A 17397-nucleotide genomic window follows, 5' to 3' on the forward strand; every position below is an offset into this window, starting at 1 on the left:
CGGCTACGACTGCTCGGCAGGCCCGGCGTGAATCGCACGAAACACGATCGCGAAGCCGAGCGCGTACAGCGCGGCGATCACCGCGAAGCCGACGGCCGTCGCGCGGTCCGGATCGTCGACCACGTGCAGGATCACCGACGCGATCGCGATGCCGACGAGCGAGCCGATCTGCCGGCTCGCGTTCAGCGACGCGGCGGCGAGATTCGCGTCCGCCGCATCGGCCGACTGCATCACGACGAGATTCATCGCCGGAATGGCCTGGCCGGCACCGAAGTTGGCGAGGCCGACCGCCAGCGCCAGCACCGGATACGGCATCGCCGCGACGCCGACGAGCGCCACGCTGCCGAGCGCGGCGAGCGCGAGCCCGGTGAGCAGCGTGCGGCGCGCGCCGAGCCGGGCGCTGACCTTCGCGGACGCGAGATTGCCGATGCCGAACATCGCCATCAGCGGAAACAGCTCGAATCCGGCGACGAGTGCGCTCGCGCCGCGGACGTTCTGCAAATAGAGGCTCAACAAGAAGATCTCGGCGAGAATGCCGAAGTTGATCGCGAGGCCCAGCGTGCTGCCCGCGACGAAGCGCCGGTTCGCGAGCAGCGCCGGCGACAGGATGCGCGAGGTCGCGTAGCGCTCGCGCAATGCGAATGCCGCGGTGGCGGCCAACGTCGCGGCCACGCCGGCGAGGATCGACGGCGAACGCCAGCCGGCGCTGGGCCCTTCGATCAGCGTGAAGCTCAGCGCGGCGAGCGCGAGTGCGCCGAACAGATGGCCGAGCGCGTTCAACGGGCCCGGATGACGCGGCGCCCGCGCGATATGCCGGTACGTGAGCCACAGGCCGGCCGCCCCGACCGGCAGGTTCACCCAGAAGATGCCGCGCCAGCCGATCGCGTCGACCAGCACGCCGCCGACGCAGGGCCCGAGCGCCATCGCGGCCGACACCAGTGCGCCCCAGATGCCGATCATCCGCGTGCGCGTCGGTCCCGGCGGGAACGCGAGCGTGAGCAGGCTCAGCGAACTCGGCATGAAGAGCGCCGCGCCGACACCCTGGGCGAGGCGCGCCGCGACCAGTGCGCCGCTGGACTGCGCGGCCGCGCACAGCACCGACGCGCCGACGAACAGCGCGAGCCCCGCGACGTAGACGGCTTTCGACCCGTAGCGGTTCGCGAGCGCGCCGCCGAGCAGCAGCAGCGCCGCGAAGCTGAGCGTGTACGCATCGACGACCCACACCAGCGCGGTCAACGACATCGACAGGCTGGTTTCCATCGCCTTCAGCGCGACGTTGACGATCGTCACGTCGAGCATGGCCATCACGAAGCCGCACGCGAGCGCGACCATCACGAGCACGGGGCGCGCCGCCGCGGATGCGTATGCGCCGGCGGCCGGCGCGGCACGCCCGCCGTTCATGCGGCCCTCCCGCCGAGGTACAGGCGCCGCATCTCGTCGCTGTCGAGCAACTCGGCAGCGGAGCCTTCGAGCGCGACGCGCCCCATCGTCAGCACGATGCCGCGATCCGCGATGCGCAGCGCCTCGATCGCATTCTGCTCGACCATCAGCACGGCGATATGCTCGGTGTCGCGCATCCGGACGATCGCGTCGAACACCTCGTCGACCATCTTCGGCGACAGGCCCGCCGACGGCTCGTCGAGCAGCAGCAACACGGGCCGCGGCATCAGCGCGCGGGCGAGCGACACGATTTGCCGCTCGCCGCCAGACAACGCGCCAGCCAGCGACCGGTGGCGACGCCGCAGCACCGGGTACTGCTCGCACAGCTCGTCGATGCGGGCCTCGCGCGGGAACGCCGACATCGACTGGCCGCCGAGCATCAGGTTCTCCCGCACGGTCAGCGACGCGAACACGTTGTCGGTCTGCGGCACGAAGCCGATCCCGTACTCGCGGATCTTGCGATGGACCGGCACGCGCGCCACGTCCGTGCCCTGGATCGTCACGCTGCCGGCGCGCGGCAGCACGAAGCCCGCGATCGCCTTCAGCAGCGTCGATTTTCCGCAGCCGTTCGGGCCGAGGATCGTCACGATGTCGATCGCGCCAACCGTGAGCGACACACCGTGCAGGATGTCGACTTCGGGTGTGTAGCCGGCGACGAGTTCGCGCACGTCGATCATGACGCCTCCAGCGGGCGAGGGGCGGCATGGGCGCGCCCGAGATACGCATCGAGTACGCGACGGTTGCGCTCCAGCTCGGCCGGGCGGCAGTTCGCGATCGTCACGCCGCGGTCCAGCACGACACAGCGGTCGCACAGCTCGCGGATGAAATGCATGTCGTGCTCGATGACGACCAGCGTGACGCCCTGTTCGCGAATCCGTTGCAGCGCGTCGATCAATTCGCCGCGCAGGTTCGGGTGCACGCCGGCGGTCGGCTCGTCGAGCAGCAGCAGCTTGGGCTCGGTCATCATCGCGCACGCGATGCCCAGCAGCTTCTTCTGGCCGCCGGAGATCGACGCGGCGGAAAGGTGCGCGACGCCCGACAGTTTCAGCTCGTCCAGCAGCGCGGCGGCGCGCGTACGGGTATCGGCATCGAGCGCGCGCGTCGCCCGGCCGCGCCAGAGGGCGGCGGCGATGCCGTGGTGCGCGGACGAAGCCGCCATCGCGAGTTCGAGCACCGACATGCGCGCGGGCATCGACGGCAACTGGAACGTGCGGCGCACCCCCAGCCGGGCGATCTTGTGCGGCGACAGCGCGTCGATACGCTGGCCGTCGAAGCGGATCGCGCCCGCCGCGAGCGGCGCGAAGCCGGTGATCGCGTTGAGCGCGGTGCTCTTGCCGGAGCCGTTCGGGCCGAGCAGTCCGACGATCTCGCCGCCGTCGACCGACAGCGTGATCCCGGACAAGACGACGTTCTCGCCGTAGCGGATCGTCACGCCGTCTAGATCGAGCAGCGCGCTCATGGCCGCACCTCCAGGCGTTCCGGCACGAGCCCGTGCGGGCGCCAGAGCACGCACGCGAGCAGCATCAGGCCGACCAGGCCCAGCCGCACCGCGCCGGTCAGGTCGCTGCCGACCCCGAGCCAGTCCTTGAGAAACGGCGCCAGCGCGTAGACGGCCTGCACGATCAGCGTGCCGACCAGCACGCCCACGTGGCTGCCGAGGCCGCCGACCATCACGACGGTCCAGAGCGCGAAGGTCTCGGACGCGATCATCGCGTCCGGCCCGACGTAGCCGATGTACCACGCGGCGAGCGCCCCGGCGAGCGCGGCGGGAAGCGCCCCCGCGATGCTCGCGCGCGTCTTCAGCGCGAGCGGATCGTAGCCGAAGCAGACGGCGAGCGCGGGTTCTTCGCGCATCACCTTCAGCGCCCGGCCGAAGCGGCTCGCGGTCAGGCGCCGGTAGGTCGCGTAGGTGAGCGCGAGGCAGCCGGCCGTGACCGCGAGAAACGCGAGATCGGCCCACGGCGCCCGCAGCCCGGGGAACAGCGGCGCGATGCCGCCGATGCCTTGCGCGCCGCCGGTCAGCCAGCTTTCGTTGAGCGCGATCGTGCGCAGGATCTCGGCGATCGCGAGCGTCGCGATCCCCCAGTAGTCGGCGGAGAGCTGTCGCCCGAGCCGTGCGACGACGATCGCCAGCGCCCCCGCGGCGGCCAGCGCGAGCGCCAGCGCCGAAGGCAACGGCCAGCCGAGCTGCGACGCGATGCCGGCCGCGTACGCGCCGAGCCCGCTGAACGCAATGAAGCCGAAATTGACGAGCCCCGCATAGCCGGCCTGCAGGTTCAGCCCGAGCGCCATCGTCGCGTACAGGCAGCCGACGGTCAGCAGATGGATGACGAAACTAGACACGCCGTACCTCCCGATCGAAGATGCCGTAGGGCCGGAAGATGAGGGCGACGAGCAGGATCGCGAACGACACCGCGCCGACGTACTCGACCGGAAAGAACTGCATCGGCCGGTCGACGAGCCCGCCGAAATCGACGTTCAACGCGACGGTTTCGGCCACCGCGATCAGCAGCGCACCGGCTGCCGCCCCGAGCGGATTGCCGAGGCCGCCCAGGATCGCCGCGGAAAACACCGGGATCAACAGCCCGTAGCCGAGATTCACGTGCACGCTCTCGGTGGCGCCGAGCATCGTGCCGCCGAGCGCCGCCAGCACGCCGCTCGCGAACGTGATCACGTTGGTCACGCGGGTCGCGTCGATGCCGGTCGCGAGCGCCAGTGCGCGATTCGACGCGAGCGCGCGCATCGCCCGGCCGAGGCCGGTGCGGTACAGCAGTGCCGCGAATATCGCGAGCGCGCCGGCGCCGCATGCGATCGAGCCCAACTGCGGCACGGACAGCGCGACGCCGGCGATCACCATCGGCGGGTGCACGTCCTGCGCATACTGCTGCGGCCGCGAACCGGCGACGCCGAGCACCAGCGCGACCGCGAGCATCGAGATCGCGAGCGAGCCGATCATCGCCACCGCGCTGCCGGAGCGCAGCAGTCTCGCGAACACGAACAGGTTCAGCAGCGTCGCGGCCGTGCCGACCAGCACGCAGGACACGACCGTCGCGAGTGCGAACGGCATCCCCGCGCGCTCCAGCCAGAGCGTCGCGAATGCGCCGAGCATCGCGTACTGGACATGCGCGATGTTGGGAAAGCGGATCAGCGAATAGAGCGTCGACAAGCCGACCGACACCAGCAGCAGATCGGCGGTGCGGATCAATACGTCGACAATGAATGACAGCATGGCGAGGTCCTCGGGTTCATCCAGGCGGGCGGTCGCTCACTGCTGCGCGACGACCGATTGGCGGTAGATCACCTTCTCGTAGGGCTGGACTTCGCGCTGGCCGTCGGCATCGAACGCGATCGCGCCGGTCACGCCGGTATACGACTTGCCCAATGCCGCGAGCGCCGTGCGAATCTTCGCCGGTTCGATGGATTGCGCGCGGCCGATCGCGGCGGCGGACAACAGCGTCGCGTCGTACGCATAGCTGCCGAACGCCGAGCGCGGGGCCTCGTTGTACGCGGCCTGATAGGCGCTCGCATACGCTTTCGCGCCCGCGCCGAGCGCGGCGACCTCGAGGCCGATCTGGCCTTGCGCGATCTGCGCGGGCGTGTCGCTCGTGCACATCGTCAGATAGATGCCGTACCACGGATGCTGGTTGAGCCGCATCTCGAACGCCTGGCGGTTCAGCGTCGCGGCTTCCTGGCCATAGGCGCTGTAGACGTACGCGTCGGGCTGCGCGCGCGACGCCTGCTCCAGCTCGCGGCGATAGGTCGACTGCCCTTCCGTGTAGAGCACCGTCGACACCACCGTGCCGCCGAGCGCCTCGAAACGCTTCCTGAATTCGCCCGCGATGCCCTGGCCATAGCCGTTGTTCGGCGCGATCAGTGCGATGCGGCGCAGCTTGCGGGCATACACGTCCTGCGCGGCGAAGCGCGCGGACAGGTCGTCCAGCCCGATCACGCTGAACGAGCCCGCGCCGATCTTGCGCACTTGCTGACTCGACGAGCCGATGTTGATGTGCACGTCGCCCTGACGCACCAGGAACTGCCCGACCGGAATCGTCACCGACGACGAGAACTCGCCGAGCACGACCGGCACGTGCTCGACGGTCGCGAGCTTGCGTGCGGCGTCGAGCGCGGTATTGGCCGAGCCGCCCGAATCCTCGATGCGCACGGCGAGCTTCTGGCCCAGCACGCCGCCTTTCGCATTGATCTGCGCGACGGCGAGCTCGATGCCGCGGCGCTGGTCTTCGCCGATCGACGCACTCGCGCCGGTCAGCGGCAGCACCGCGCCCACGCTCACGTCGGCCTGTGCAGCGCCCGACGCAACCGCACCGAGCGCGATCCAGATACCGACACTCCACTGACTTGCCTTCATCTTCGTTCTCCTGTCGCATGGTCGGCCGCACGGCTGGCGGCATGGTTTGATATACAAAAGTGTCGACAGAATCACAGATCAAAAATCGTTTGCAAATAAATTTTCGAATGGCTGTGAAGAATCGTAAAAGCCCTGTGAATTATAGAAAAATCGCCCTGTTTTCATGCATTTATGCACGCATATAAAGATCGCGAATAGCCGTGGTGCACGCGCGCTCCAATGTGGAGCAATCGAGAATATTTCTGAAAAAAGTGTATACAGAGGTGAATTGCAGTGCTTAAATCTGCCCAACTCGACACGGCCTCGGAGGGCAGTCAGATGGTGGAGATCAAGCGATACGGCGTGGGTGAACGGATGAGCCAACTGGTGGTCGCGGGCGGGCTGGCTTTCGTCGCGGGTCAGGTGGCGGACGACACGTCGCTCGACGTGGCCGGACAGACCCGTCAGATTCTCGACAAGATCGACCGGCTGCTCGAAGGCGTGGGGCTCGACAAGCGCCGGATCGTATCCGCGAGCATCTGGCTGGCCGACTATCGCAGCTTCGCCGAGATGAACAGTGTGTGGGACGCGTGGGTGCCGCAGGGCGACGCACCGGCACGCGCGTGCGTCGAATCGAAGCTCGCGTTTCCCCAGTACACGGTCGAGATCGCGGCGATTGCCGCGAGCTAGTACAGGAGAACCGGACGATGAAGACGATCGTGCTCGGCGGCGGCATCGTCGGCGTGACCACTGCATATTTTCTCGCGAAGGCCGGCGACGAGGTGACGGTGATCGAGCGTCGCGACGGCGTCGCGCTCGAAACCAGCTTCGCGAATGCGGGGTTGATCGCGCCTGGCCATTCGTATACCTGGGCGTCGCCGCGTGCGCCGAAGATCCTCTTCAAGTCGCTGTTCGCCGATGGCCAGGCGCTGCGGCTCAAATGGACGCCCGACTGGCGCATGTGGGCCTGGTGCGCGCTGTTCCTGCAGAACTGCACGGCCGAGCGCTCGCGCCGCAACACGTCGATCAAGGTGCGGCTGTGCCGTTATGCGCAGCAGCGACTTCAGCAGGCGACGCGCGACGAACGGCTCGAGTACGACCGCACGAGCGGCGGGCTGTTGTACCTGTATCGCGATCCGGCGTCGTTCGAGCGCGGCGTCGCGAACATGCGGATCCTGACCGACAACGGCCTGCCGCTCGATATCCTGGATGCGCGGGCCACCGTCGAACGCGAGCCGGCGCTGCGCCACGCGGCGGCCGGGATCGCGGGTGCGATCCATTGCCCGAGCGACGAGAGCGGCGACGCGCATCTGTTCACGCGCGCGCTCGCCGAGCGCTGCCGTGCGCTCGGCGTCGAATTTCGCTTCGGCACGTCGATCGACGGCGTGCGCGCGAGCGCCGACGCGATCGACTACGTCGAGACGTCGCAGGGCCGCGTGAGCGGCGATCGTTACGTGCTCGCGCTCGGCGCGTATTCGCCGGGCGTCGCGCGCGCGCTCGGCTACCGGTTGCCGATCTATCCGGTCAAGGGGTACTCGGTCACGCTGCCGATCGGCGATACGCACGAGCCGCCGGCGCTCGGCGGCGTCGAGGAGAACCAGCTCGTCGCCTGGGCGCGCTTCGGCGACCGGCTGCGGCTGACCGCGACCGCCGAGTTCAGCGGCTACGACACCACGCATTCGCCGGGCGATTTCGCGCACATGCTCGCGACCGCGCAGGCACTGTTCCCGAACGGCGCCGACTACGCGAAGCCGTCGTACTGGGCCGGGCTGCGGCCGATGACGCCGGAGGGCACGCCGATCATCGGCGCATCCCGGCACCGCAACCTGTTTTTCAACACCGGCCACGGCCATATGGGCTGGACCATGTCGTGCGGCACCGCGAAGATCGTGGCGGATCTGATTCACGGCAAGCGGCCCGACATCGACATCACCGGGATGACCCTGCAATGAGCGAACTTCTCTCTACCCCCCAGACGTCCGATCCGGGTGTCGGCGCCGGCCCGGCGCGCGATGCGTACGCCCGCTTCGATTTCTCGCTCGACGCCGGCATCGCGCGGCGCGCGGCGATCGGCCTCGTCGTGCTGGCGACCGATCATACGATCGAATACGAGTGGCGACGTCTGCTCGCCATCGATGGCGTCGCGTTCTACGAAAGCCGGATCGCGAATTCGGCCGAGATCACGGCCGAAACGCTCGCGCGGATGGACGGCGGCATCTGCGCGGCGGTCGAGTTGATCCGGCCGGGCGAGCGCCTCGACGTCGTGGCGTTCGGCTGCACGTCGGCGTCGATGGTGCTCGGCGAGGAACGCGTCTTCGAGCGCATTCGCGAGGCGCGGCCCGGCGTCGCGTGCACCACGCCGATTACCGCGGCACGCGTCGCGCTGACGGCGCTCGGCGCGCGCGGCGTCGCACTGCTGACGCCATACGAGCGCGCGATCAACGATGCGATGGCCGCGTACCTGCGTGCACGCGGCGTCGATATCGTGCGGGTGGGCTCGTTCGAGCACCGCGACGACAACGAGGTCGCCCGGATCGAGCGCTCGTCGATCGAGCACGCGGTGCTGACGCTCGCCGCCGATCCGGCCGTCGATGCGGTATTCGTGTCGTGCACGAGCCTGCGCATCGTCGATGCGCTGGCCGACATCGAGGCGCGGGCGGGCAAACCCGTGCTGTCGAGCAATCACGCGCTCGCATGGCACGCGCTGCGGCTCGCGGGCATCGACGATCCCGTGCCGGGCTTCGGCAGCCTGCTGATGCGCTGACCCATGGCTCGTACAGGTAAAAAGACGCGCGCGGGCAAATTGCCGATGGATAATGACGCGCGGTGACAACAGGTGGAACCAGGAGACGAGATGTCGACTTCCGTTATGGCTGGCCGGGAGACCGCGGCGCCCACGCGCACGGGCCTCACGGTCAACGAGATTTACGAGCAGTTGAAACAGATGGCCGTGCTGTACGAGATCCGGCCGGGCGAACGGTTCAACGAGCTGGAGCTTGCCGAGCGCTTCAACGTGAGTCGTACGCCGATTCGCGAGGCGCTGAACCGGCTCGTTGCCGAAAATTTGCTGGTGTTCGTGCCGAACCGCGGTTTCTTCATTCGGGAACTGGAGGGGAAGGATGTGTTCGATCTGTTCGAATTGCGTCGCTCGATCGAGACGACCGCGGTGATGCTCGCGTGCGAGCGTGCGTCGGACAACGACATCAAGGCGCTGCGTCGCTTCTGGAAGCAGGTGATGAAGAATGCCGCGCGAATGTCGTCGGCCGAGCTGGTTGTCAAGGATGAGCAGTTTCACCTGGAGCTCGCCGCGTTGTCGGGCAATGCCGAGATCGGCCGGGTGCTGCAAGGGATCAATGCGCGGATTCACTACGTGCGCTGGGTCGACGTCGATCAGCGACGCAACGAGGCGTTTACCGAGCATCTCGAGATTCTCGACGCGCTCGCCGAACGCGATGCGGCGCGCTGCACGACGCTGACCGACACGCATATCCGCTGGCGGATGGAAGAGATCACGCGCGTCGTCCAGGCGAGCGTCGTCAAGCTGTACGCAAAATAAGGAAAGACCGGCCGCGGCGCGTGCGACGTTCGCGTGCCGCACGCGAACGGGCAGGACCGGCCGGTCGACGAGACAAGCAGTCGTGCAAAGGAGGACGGGCCGCCCGGATCGACCGGCGCGGCGCATCGCTACTTGATCGTCACGAGGTGCCGTCATGCCACACGGTACGTTGGTCACGCTGTATAAACCCTCCGCCGCGCAGATCGAGCATTTGCTGACCTTGCCCGCGAAAAGCCCCGCCGTCGTCGCGGTCGACAATTCGCCCGCCGCCGATCCCGCGCTGTACGCACGGCTCGCCGCAGGCGGCGTCGACGTGATCCCGAATCACAATCGCGGCGGTATCGCCGGTGCGTTCAACGCCGGCGTCGAATTCCTGATCGGCCGCGGCTGCGACGTCTTCTTCATCTTCGACCAGGATTCACACGTTCCGGACGACTATTTCGATCGCATGCTGGCCGGCTGCGCGCGGGTGGGCGACAGCCGCTTCCTGGTCGGCCCGCGGATCTTCAACCGCAATTTTCAGCGCGACCTGCCGTTGTTCACGGTGCGCCGCTGGTCCGCGCAGATCACACCAATCCACGGCGGCGCGCACGGCCTGCTGTCGTGCTCGGTCATCATCTCGTCGGGCACCGCGATCTCGCTCGACGCGTATCGTGCGCTCGGCCGCTTCCGCGAGGACTTCTTCATCGACCACGTCGACGCGGAATACTGCATGCGCGCGCAGGCGCACGGCGTGCCGGTGTGCGTCAACGCCGACGTGTCGCTGCCCCACGAACTCGGCAGCCCGTCCGCGCAGCAGCACTGGCCGCGCGTCGAGATCTTCGATCAGAGCGCGCTGCGCCACTACTATGCGGCGCGCAACTGCATCCTCGTCGCGCGCGACTACTGGCGGCGCTATCCGGCGATGCTGCTAATCAATCTCATCACGCTCAAGCACGTCGCGTTCGTGTTGCTGCATGCGCGTAACAAGCGCCTGAAGCTGAAGGCGATCTATTGCGGCGTGACGGACGGGCTGCGAGGGCGGTACGGGCGCGTGTGACGCGTGATTTATCGCGGTATCGGCGCATGACGAACGCGCCATACAATTCGGATCACTGATTATAAGAGAGGGTTCCAGATGAGCTTGCCTACGCCGATTCACCGCCGCTATACAGGCGCGTTCTCCGTCGCGCCGACGATCTTCACCGAGTCGGGCGAGATCGACATGCCGGGCCAGAAGCGCTGTGTCGACTTCATCATCGACGCGGGAGCGGATGGCCTGTGCATCCTGGCGAACTACTCGGAGCAGTTTTCGTTGACCGACGACGAGCGCGAGCGGCTCATCGCGGCGATCCTCGAGCACGTAGCGGGGCGCGTGCCGGTGATCGTGACGACCACGCATTTCAGTCCGGCGATCTGCGCGGCGCGCAGCCGCGCCGCGCAGGCGGCCGGTGCGTCGATGGTGATGGTGATGCCGCCGTACCACGGCGCGACGATTCGTTGCGGCGAGGCTGCGATCGAGCAGTTCTATGCGGAGCTTTCCGACGCGATCGCGATTCCGATCATGTACCAGGATGCGCCGATGAGCGGCACGCAAGTATCGGCCGCGTTTCTGGCGCGCATCGCGCACACGATTCCGAATCTGCGCTATTTCAAGATCGAGGTGCCGCAATCGGCAGCGAAGCTGCGCGAGCTGATCGCGCTCGGCGGCGACGCGATCGAGGGGCCGTTCGACGGCGAGGAAGCGATCACGCTGCTCGCCGATCTCGATGCGGGCGCGACCGGCAGCATCCTCGGCGGCGGTTATCCGGACGGGCTGCGGCCGATTCTCGCCGCGTATCTCGCCGGGCGGCGCGACGAGGCGGTCGCCCAGTACGAGCAATGGCTGCCGTTGATCAATTACGAAAATCGTCAGGCCGGCCTGCTGGCGGCGAAGGCGCTGATGAAGGAGGGCGGCGTGATCGCATCGGACGCGCCGCGCCGTCCGCTCGCGCCGCTGCATCCGGCCACGCGCGCGGGCCTGATCGAGATCGCGCGACGGCTCGACGCGCGGGTGCTGCGCTGGGCACGCTGACGCGGCCGCCTCGCAGCACGACCTTGCGATTTCCGCCGCGGTCCGTGCGCACGACGCGTACGCGCGGCCGCCGTACTCGATGACCCAACCAAGGAACCCGAAGAATGAGCATGCCGACGATACGCGCGGTCCGCGCGCTGACGGTGCGTGGTGGCGGTGCCGACTACCACGATCAGGATGCCGGTCACTGGATCGACGACCACATCGCGACGCCGATGTCGCGCTACCCCGAATACCGGCAAAGCCGCCAGTCGTTCGGCATCAACGTGCTCGGCACGCTCGTGATCGAGGTCGAGGCCAGTGACGGCACGGTCGGTTTCGCCGTGACGACCGGCGGCGAGATCGGCGCGTTCATCGTCGAGCGGCATCTTGCGCGCTTCATCGAAGGGCAGCGCGTGACCGACATCGAGAAGATGTGGGATCAGATGTTCCACGCGACGCTGTACTACGGGCGCAAGGGTGTCGTGCTCAATGCGATCTCCGGCGTCGATCTCGCGCTGTGGGATCTGCTTGCCAAGGTTCGGCGGGAGCCCGTGCACCAGTTGCTCGGCGGCAAGGTGCGCGACGAGCTCGAGTTCTACGCGACCGGCGCCCGGCCCGATCTCGCGAAGGAGATGGGCTTCATCGGCGGCAAGCTGCCGTTGCATCACGGCCCGGCCGAGGGAGAGGCCGGCCTGCGCCGCAATCTCGACGCGCTTGCCGACATGCGTTCGCGTGTCGGCGCCGATTTCTGGCTGATGCTCGACTGCTGGATGAGCCTCGACGTGCCGTATGCGACGCGGCTCGCGCACGAAGCGCACGCGCTCGGCCTGAAATGGATCGAGGAATGCCTGCCGCCCGACGACTATTGGGGCTATGCGAAGCTGCGCCGCGACGTGCCGCGCGGCATGCTCGTCACGACCGGCGAGCACGAGGCGACCCGCTGGGGCTTCCGCATGCTGCTGGAGATGGAGTGCTGCGACATCATTCAGCCGGACGTGGGCTGGTGCGGCGGGCTCACCGAGCTGATGCGGATCTCGGCGCTCGCCGATGCGCGCGGCGTGCTGGTGATTCCGCACGGCTCGTCGGTTTACAGCTATCACTTCGTCACGACGCGCCACAACAGCCCGTTCGCCGAATTCCTGATGATGGCGCCGCAGGCGGATCGTGTCGTACCGATGTTCGATCCGCTGCTGCTCGACGAACCGGTGCCGGTCGGCGGGCGGATGAAGGTGCCCGACACCCCCGGGTTCGGCGTGCGTCTGAATCCGGACGTGCGCATGCAGCGCCCGTACGAACACTGAGCGCGCGGATGCGTGCATCCGCATCGTGATGCGGCCGGCTCGAACGGCGCGGCAGCCGCTGCGGCGCGCGCGATGGTCGAGGCAGAGGAGAGCGCAATGACGAAGTTGCTCGAAGACAGGATCGTCGTCGTGACGGGCGGATCGCGCGGGATCGGCCGTGCGATCGCGCTGGCGTGTGCGCGGCATGGCGCCGACATCGTCGTCAACTACTGGACGAACCCGCTGCTGCCCGCGCAGGCCGAGCACGAGATCGACGCGCTCGTCGACGCGATCCGCGCGACGGGGCGCGACGCGCTGGCCGTGCCGGGCGACGTCGCGCAGCCCGACACGGCGCGCGCGCTGGTCGCGGCCGCAGTCGAGCGATTCGGCCGGATCGACGTGCTGGCGAGCAATGCCGGAATCTGCCCGTTCCACGGCTTCCTGGACTTGCCGCCCGAGCTGCTGCAACGAACGATGGAAGTGAACCTGCACGGCGCGTTCTACATGACCCAGGCCGTCGCCCGGCAAATGGCCGCGCAAGGGCACGGCGGCGCGATCGTCGCGACCAGCTCGATCAGCGCGCTGGTCGGCGGCGGCATGCAGACGCACTACACGCCGACCAAGGCTGGCGTCCATGCGCTGATGCAGTCGTGCGCGGTCGCGCTCGCGCCGCACCGGATTCGCTGCAATTCGGTGCTGCCCGGCACGATCCGGACCGAAATCAACGACGACGATCTCGCCGCGCCCGGCAAGACCGAGTACTTCGAGCGCAGGATTCCGCTCGGTCGCCTCGGCGAGCCGGACGACGTCGCCGACTGCGTCGTATTTCTCGCGTCCGACATGGCGCGCTACGTGAACGGCGCCGCGCTGCTCGTCGACGGCGGCATGTACGTGAACCTTCAGTGAAACCGCGAGGCATGGCCATGGAAACGATCGCCTTCAGGATGCACCTGCACCCCGGCAAGCGGGACGAATACCGGCGCCGGCACGATGCGATCTGGCCGGAACTCGCCGACGCGCTTCGCGCGGCGGGTATCTCGGACTACTGGATCTTTCTCGACGACGACACCCATCACCTGTTCGCCGTGCTCAAACGGCCGGCCGATCACCGGATCGCGCAACTCGCCGAAACGGACGTGATGCGTCGCTGGTGGGCGTACATGGCCGACCTGATGGCGACCGGGCCGGACGGGCGCCCGGTCGAGAAAGCGCTGGAGCCGATGTTTCATCTGGAATGAGGCCGGCCGCTCAACGGGCGGCCACGTTCGACGTGTGCCGACCCGTGGCAGCGGATCATCGTGGCGCATCAACTCATGGAGCCCACATGCAGGTTGTCGATCCCCATGTCCATTTCTGGGACGCCGACGCGCTGAGCTACGGCTGGCTCGATCGCGCCCGACCGGCGTTCTCGGGTGCGGTGGCGGAATTGCCGCGCCGGTACCTGCCCGCGGACCTGCGCGCGGACGCCGGCGCGGATATCGACGTGCTGAAGGTCGTGCATGTCGAGGCAATCCACGATGCGTGGACGACGCCGAGCGAAGTCGACTGGCTGCAGGCGCTTGCCGATGCGCCGGCGAGCGACGGGATGCCGGACGGCATCGTCGCGGGCGTCGACCTGTTCGCGCCGGACGCACGCATCCGGCTCGCCGGCGCGGCGGCGCATCCGAACGTGCGCGGCATCCGGCAGGTGTTGAACCGGCATCCGGACCCTTGGTACAACTACGTCGACGTGGATTATCTGGCCGAGCCGCGCTGGCGAGAGAACTTCGGGATGCTGAGCGAGTTCGGTTTGTCGTTCGACCTGCAGCTGTACCCCGCCCAGGTCGGCGCCGCGCTCGCCGTCATCGACGCGCACCCCGACACGCCCGTGATCGTCAATCACACGGGCATGTTCGTCGACCGAAGCAGCGTGCACGGCTGGCGCGAATGGCGCGACGGACTGCGCGGGCTCGCGCGGCGGGCGAACGTGACGATGAAGCTGTCCGGGCTCGCGATGTTCGACCATCGCTGGACGGTCGAAAGTTTCCGCCCGTACGTGCTCGAGGCCATCGACGTGTTCGGCGTGGCGCGCTGCATGTTCGCGTCGAACTTCCCGGTCGATCGACTCCATGCCGGCTATCGGGCGCTCTGGCACGCTTACGCGGCGATCGTCGCGGGCGCCGGCGACGAGGAGCGCGAGGCGCTGTTCGTCCACAATGCGCTGCGAACGTACCGATTGTGAGCCGCGTGTCACCGTGGACGCCAACGGACGTGCACTCCGCGCGTCGCCGGTCGGCGTGATTCGCACCGCGCCGCAACGTACGCTTGCGCCGGCTCCGACGGGCCAGGCGCAGCAGGGCGGCCGGCTGGATCGGCGCCGGCCACACTGCGCGCCGTCGAGCGGCGCGGGCCGCCGCCCAGGAACCTGCTCGCTTTAACCGCGCAGCGCGGTCGCGACGACGCTCGCCAACGGCGTCGTGGGTCGACCGATCAGTCGCGCGAGGGCGCCGCCCTCGTCGAACAGCGCACCGCGCGACGCGGCCACGTCGGCATCGGCCAGGACGCTGGCAAACTCGGGCGGCAGCCCGGCGCTCGTCAGCGCGTCTGCATAAGCATCCTGCGCGAGATCGTTGTAGACAACGGTCTTGCCGGACTGCCGCGAAACCTCGGCAGCCAGTTGCGCGAGCGTGAACGCATCGTCCGCCGCCAGCTCATACGTTTTTCCTGCATGGCCGTCCGTCGCCAGTGCCACGGCCGCGGCCGCCGCATAGTCCTTGCGCGCGGCGGAAGAGAAGCGCCCGTCCTTCGCGGCCCCGATGAACGCGCCGTGCTCGAGGGCCGCGGGGAGGGCCATCAGATGGTTCTCGGTGTACCAGCCATTGCGAAGAATGACGGCGGGAAGGCCGGCGGCCGCGATGATTTCTTCCGTCTGCCGGTGCTCGATCGCGAGTCGGGCGGGCGAGGTGTCGGCGTGCAGCATGCTCGTATAGGCGAGCAACGAGACTTCCGCCCGCCGGGCCGCGTCGATCACCGCGCGATGCAGCGGCAGGCGCCCGGCGACTTCGGTCGACGAGATCAGCAGGAGTTTGTCGACCCCGACGAACGCGCTGGCGAGCGTTTCAGGCCGCTTGTAGTCGGCCTCGCGCACCACCACGCCGCGCGCCTCGAGGTCGCGTGCCTTCGCGGGATTCCTGACCGCCGCGACGATCCGGTCGGCCGGAACGGTTTCAAGCAATGCATCGATCACAAGGCGCCCGAGTTGCCCGGATGCTCCCGTTATTGCATACATGTTCATTCTCTCCGTGAATCGGTGGGTGAGGCTCCCAGTGTAGGGATGAAGGTTTCCATTGGAAACCACCTATCCATCGGTTACCATCATTTTCAAGTAACCAAATGGAAACCATCCCGGGACGACGATGGGCTTGAGAATGCGAAAGAAGGTGGAGCCGCTTCCCGGCTGCCCGATGTCGAAATGCATGGCGTTGATCGGCGGCCTGTGGACGCCCGAACTGATCTGGTGCCTGAGCAATGGCCCGCGTCGGTTTTCGGAGTTGCGGCGCGACAACCCGACCATCACCGCGAAGGTGCTGACCGGCAGGCTGCGTGATCTCGAGGAGCGGGGCGTGATCCGGCGAAGCGTGTTGCCGACGTCGCCGCCGTCGGTGGAATACGAGTTGACGTCGCTGGGCCAGGAACTGCTGCCGGCGATTACGTCGATCGTGGAGGTCGGGTCGCGCCTGCTGCTTCGCGATCGGCCCCGCTAGCCATTTCCGCCTGGCCGGCCTACCGCGCCGCCGCCGAACGCTTCCGCTTCGTATTCGGCAACGGCTCGTGCTGCATCGGCCCCTTGACGAGTTCGCTCATCGCGTCGCGAATCCAGCGGTTGGCCGGCTCGTGATGAAAGCGCGGATGCCAGTGCAGATAAAGCTCGTACGTGGGGGCGGGGAAGGGCAGCGGCAGCAGCTTGACGTTCACGAACTCCGCGAAGCGCCGCCCGACGGCCTGCGGCACCGCCGCGATCATGTCCGACCCGGCGACGACGAACGGCACGCCGATGAAGCGCGGCGTACTGAAGCGGACGTTGACGCGAATCCCGAGGCGCTCGTGCGTGCGGGCGAGCACGTCCTGCTCGCGGCCTTCGGGATGCACCATCACATGCGCGGCGGCGCGGTACTGATCGAGCGACAGCGTGTCCCCGATTTCCGGATGATCGTCGCGGGCGATACACACATACGAATGCCGGTACAGCGCCTTGCGCTTCAGCGATTCGCTGTTCAACCCCGGAAAGTAGCCGATCGCGAGGTCGACGTCGCCGCTCGCCAGCCCCTCCTCCAGCTCCGGCATGCTGAGCGCGACCGTCTTGATGCTCACGTGCGGCGCGGCCTTGTCGAGAAAGCTCTCCAGGCGGGGCAGGAACACCATTTCGCCGATGTCCGACATGCACAGCACGAAGTTGCGCGACGACTCGGCCGGGCGAAACTCGGGCATCGGCAGGATTTCGGTCTGCACCAGATCCAGTAGCCGCGCGACCGGCTCGCCGAGCGCCTGCGCGCGCGGCGTCGGCTCCATGCCGCGGCCCGTGCGCACGAACAGCGGGTCCTCGAACAGCTCGCGCAGCTTCGACAACGCATAGCTCATCGCCGGCTGGCTGAGCCCGATGCTGACGCCCGCCTGCGTCACATGGCGCTTTTTCAGCAGCGCATCGAACACTTTCAGCAGATTCAGATCGACCTGACGAATATCCATGGTTTGGATGATACCT

General features: G+C 67.8%; 19 protein-coding genes. 11 read left to right on the forward strand and 8 right to left on the reverse strand.

The window, feature by feature from the left end:
- Nucleotides 1-3: 3 nt before the first annotated feature.
- From JMF86_RS32065 to JMF86_RS32090, 6 genes are read right to left on the reverse strand one after another with little or no spacing between them, the layout of a single operon-like run.
- Nucleotides 4-1401, reverse strand: a complete 1398-nt coding sequence (locus JMF86_RS32065; protein WP_011695034.1) for an MFS transporter — start codon at nucleotides 1399-1401, stop codon at nucleotides 4-6.
- Entirely contained in the window at nucleotides 1398-2117 is a 720-nt protein-coding gene (locus JMF86_RS32070; RefSeq protein WP_011549810.1) for an ABC transporter ATP-binding protein, read from the reverse strand. The genes JMF86_RS32065 and JMF86_RS32070 overlap by 4 nt, the downstream gene beginning before the upstream one ends.
- Nucleotides 2114-2899, reverse strand: a complete 786-nt coding sequence (locus JMF86_RS32075; protein ID WP_011549809.1) for an ABC transporter ATP-binding protein — start codon at nucleotides 2897-2899, stop codon at nucleotides 2114-2116. Before JMF86_RS32075 ends, JMF86_RS32070 begins: the two co-directional genes overlap by 4 nt.
- Nucleotides 2896-3783: a branched-chain amino acid ABC transporter permease gene (locus JMF86_RS32080; RefSeq protein WP_011549808.1), complete on the reverse strand. Its 888-nt coding sequence runs from the start codon at nucleotides 3781-3783 to the stop codon at nucleotides 2896-2898. The genes JMF86_RS32075 and JMF86_RS32080 overlap by 4 nt, the downstream gene beginning before the upstream one ends.
- Nucleotides 3776-4669 (reverse strand): branched-chain amino acid ABC transporter permease, encoded by an 894-nt coding sequence (locus JMF86_RS32085; protein ID WP_006481231.1) that lies wholly within the window; start codon nucleotides 4667-4669, stop codon nucleotides 3776-3778. The genes JMF86_RS32080 and JMF86_RS32085 overlap by 8 nt, the downstream gene beginning before the upstream one ends.
- Nucleotides 4670-4705: 36 nt before the next feature.
- Nucleotides 4706-5806 carry an ABC transporter substrate-binding protein gene (locus JMF86_RS32090; RefSeq protein ID WP_011549807.1) on the reverse strand — a complete coding sequence of 367 codons (1101 nt, stop codon included), beginning with the start codon at nucleotides 5804-5806 and terminating at the stop codon, nucleotides 4706-4708.
- A 318-nt stretch (nucleotides 5807-6124) separates the two neighbouring features.
- Here JMF86_RS32090 and JMF86_RS32095 point away from each other — a divergent pair, with 318 nt between their 5' ends.
- From JMF86_RS32095 to JMF86_RS32140, 10 genes are all read left to right on the forward strand, one after another.
- Nucleotides 6125-6475: a RidA family protein gene (locus JMF86_RS32095; protein ID WP_012336771.1), complete on the forward strand. Its 351-nt coding sequence runs from the start codon at nucleotides 6125-6127 to the stop codon at nucleotides 6473-6475.
- Nucleotides 6476-6492: 17 nt separating this feature from the next.
- A complete protein-coding gene (locus JMF86_RS32100) occupies nucleotides 6493-7737 on the forward strand; it encodes a D-amino acid dehydrogenase (RefSeq protein ID WP_011549805.1) in 1245 nt (414 codons plus the stop codon).
- Nucleotides 7734-8549 carry an aspartate/glutamate racemase family protein gene (locus JMF86_RS32105; RefSeq protein ID WP_011695033.1) on the forward strand — a complete coding sequence of 272 codons (816 nt, stop codon included), beginning with the start codon at nucleotides 7734-7736 and terminating at the stop codon, nucleotides 8547-8549. The genes JMF86_RS32100 and JMF86_RS32105 overlap by 4 nt, the downstream gene beginning before the upstream one ends.
- Nucleotides 8550-8639: 90 nt before the next feature.
- Entirely contained in the window at nucleotides 8640-9341 is a 702-nt protein-coding gene (locus JMF86_RS32110; protein WP_011549803.1) for a GntR family transcriptional regulator, read from the forward strand.
- A gap of 154 nt (nucleotides 9342-9495) precedes the next feature.
- Nucleotides 9496-10380 carry a glycosyltransferase family 2 protein gene (locus JMF86_RS32115; protein ID WP_011549802.1) on the forward strand — a complete coding sequence of 295 codons (885 nt, stop codon included), beginning with the start codon at nucleotides 9496-9498 and terminating at the stop codon, nucleotides 10378-10380.
- Nucleotides 10381-10458: 78 nt separating this feature from the next.
- The gene (locus tag JMF86_RS32120) at nucleotides 10459-11394 is read left to right on the forward strand and encodes a dihydrodipicolinate synthase family protein (protein ID WP_011549801.1); all 936 of its coding nucleotides are present in this window, start codon (nucleotides 10459-10461) and stop codon (nucleotides 11392-11394) included.
- A 104-nt stretch (nucleotides 11395-11498) separates the two neighbouring features.
- Complete coding sequence (gene rhmD, locus JMF86_RS32125; protein ID WP_011549800.1) at nucleotides 11499-12677, forward strand: L-rhamnonate dehydratase; 1179 nt, start codon at nucleotides 11499-11501, stop codon at nucleotides 12675-12677.
- Between the two features lie 96 nt (nucleotides 12678-12773).
- Nucleotides 12774-13562 (forward strand): SDR family NAD(P)-dependent oxidoreductase, encoded by a 789-nt coding sequence (locus JMF86_RS32130; RefSeq protein WP_011549799.1) that lies wholly within the window; start codon nucleotides 12774-12776, stop codon nucleotides 13560-13562.
- Between the two features lie 17 nt (nucleotides 13563-13579).
- On the forward strand, nucleotides 13580-13894 hold the full coding sequence (gene rhaM / locus JMF86_RS32135; RefSeq protein ID WP_011549798.1) for an L-rhamnose mutarotase: 315 nt from the start codon (nucleotides 13580-13582) through the stop codon (nucleotides 13892-13894).
- 86 nt (nucleotides 13895-13980) lie between these two features.
- Entirely contained in the window at nucleotides 13981-14877 is an 897-nt protein-coding gene (locus JMF86_RS32140) for an amidohydrolase (protein WP_011549797.1), read from the forward strand.
- A gap of 192 nt (nucleotides 14878-15069) precedes the next feature.
- Here JMF86_RS32140 and JMF86_RS32145 read toward each other — a convergent pair whose 3' ends face one another.
- Nucleotides 15070-15924: an SDR family oxidoreductase gene (locus JMF86_RS32145; RefSeq protein ID WP_011549796.1), complete on the reverse strand. Its 855-nt coding sequence runs from the start codon at nucleotides 15922-15924 to the stop codon at nucleotides 15070-15072.
- Nucleotides 15925-16063: 139 nt separating this feature from the next.
- Here JMF86_RS32145 and JMF86_RS32150 point away from each other — a divergent pair, with 139 nt between their 5' ends.
- Complete coding sequence (locus tag JMF86_RS32150) at nucleotides 16064-16399, forward strand: helix-turn-helix domain-containing protein (protein ID WP_023474530.1); 336 nt, start codon at nucleotides 16064-16066, stop codon at nucleotides 16397-16399.
- A gap of 19 nt (nucleotides 16400-16418) precedes the next feature.
- On the opposite strand, the gene JMF86_RS32155 is transcribed toward JMF86_RS32150, so the two are convergent.
- Nucleotides 16419-17381, reverse strand: coding sequence for a LysR family transcriptional regulator (locus JMF86_RS32155; RefSeq protein WP_011549795.1), 963 nt, complete (start codon nucleotides 17379-17381; stop codon nucleotides 16419-16421).
- Between the last annotated feature and the right edge of the window lie 16 nt (nucleotides 17382-17397).

Origin of the sequence: Burkholderia sp. E168m15 (assembly GCF_016586105.1) — a bacterium.
Classification (GTDB): Bacteria; Pseudomonadota; Gammaproteobacteria; order Burkholderiales; family Burkholderiaceae; genus Burkholderia; species Burkholderia orbicola.

Coding starts and splice junctions, on each gene's coding strand:
- JMF86_RS32120 (WP_011549801.1), top strand. CDS start 10,459: ATGAGCTTGCCTACGCCGATTCACCGCCGCTATACAGGCGCGTTCTCC.
- JMF86_RS32145 (WP_011549796.1), bottom strand. CDS start 15,924: ATGTATGCAATAACGGGAGCATCCGGGCAACTCGGGCGCCTTGTGATC.
- rhmD (WP_011549800.1), top strand. CDS start 11,499: ATGAGCATGCCGACGATACGCGCGGTCCGCGCGCTGACGGTGCGTGGT.
- JMF86_RS32150 (WP_023474530.1), top strand. CDS start 16,064: ATGCGAAAGAAGGTGGAGCCGCTTCCCGGCTGCCCGATGTCGAAATGC.
- JMF86_RS32070 (WP_011549810.1), bottom strand. CDS start 2,117: ATGATCGACGTGCGCGAACTCGTCGCCGGCTACACACCCGAAGTCGAC.
- JMF86_RS32090 (WP_011549807.1), bottom strand. CDS start 5,806: ATGAAGGCAAGTCAGTGGAGTGTCGGTATCTGGATCGCGCTCGGTGCG.
- JMF86_RS32155 (WP_011549795.1), bottom strand. CDS start 17,381: ATGGATATTCGTCAGGTCGATCTGAATCTGCTGAAAGTGTTCGATGCG.
- rhaM (WP_011549798.1), top strand. CDS start 13,580: ATGGAAACGATCGCCTTCAGGATGCACCTGCACCCCGGCAAGCGGGAC.
- JMF86_RS32115 (WP_011549802.1), top strand. CDS start 9,496: ATGCCACACGGTACGTTGGTCACGCTGTATAAACCCTCCGCCGCGCAG.
- JMF86_RS32075 (WP_011549809.1), bottom strand. CDS start 2,899: ATGAGCGCGCTGCTCGATCTAGACGGCGTGACGATCCGCTACGGCGAG.
- JMF86_RS32110 (WP_011549803.1), top strand. CDS start 8,640: ATGTCGACTTCCGTTATGGCTGGCCGGGAGACCGCGGCGCCCACGCGC.
- JMF86_RS32100 (WP_011549805.1), top strand. CDS start 6,493: ATGAAGACGATCGTGCTCGGCGGCGGCATCGTCGGCGTGACCACTGCA.
- JMF86_RS32140 (WP_011549797.1), top strand. CDS start 13,981: ATGCAGGTTGTCGATCCCCATGTCCATTTCTGGGACGCCGACGCGCTG.
- JMF86_RS32085 (WP_006481231.1), bottom strand. CDS start 4,669: ATGCTGTCATTCATTGTCGACGTATTGATCCGCACCGCCGATCTGCTG.
- JMF86_RS32065 (WP_011695034.1), bottom strand. CDS start 1,401: ATGAACGGCGGGCGTGCCGCGCCGGCCGCCGGCGCATACGCATCCGCG.
- JMF86_RS32105 (WP_011695033.1), top strand. CDS start 7,734: ATGAGCGAACTTCTCTCTACCCCCCAGACGTCCGATCCGGGTGTCGGC.
- JMF86_RS32130 (WP_011549799.1), top strand. CDS start 12,774: ATGACGAAGTTGCTCGAAGACAGGATCGTCGTCGTGACGGGCGGATCG.
- JMF86_RS32095 (WP_012336771.1), top strand. CDS start 6,125: ATGGTGGAGATCAAGCGATACGGCGTGGGTGAACGGATGAGCCAACTG.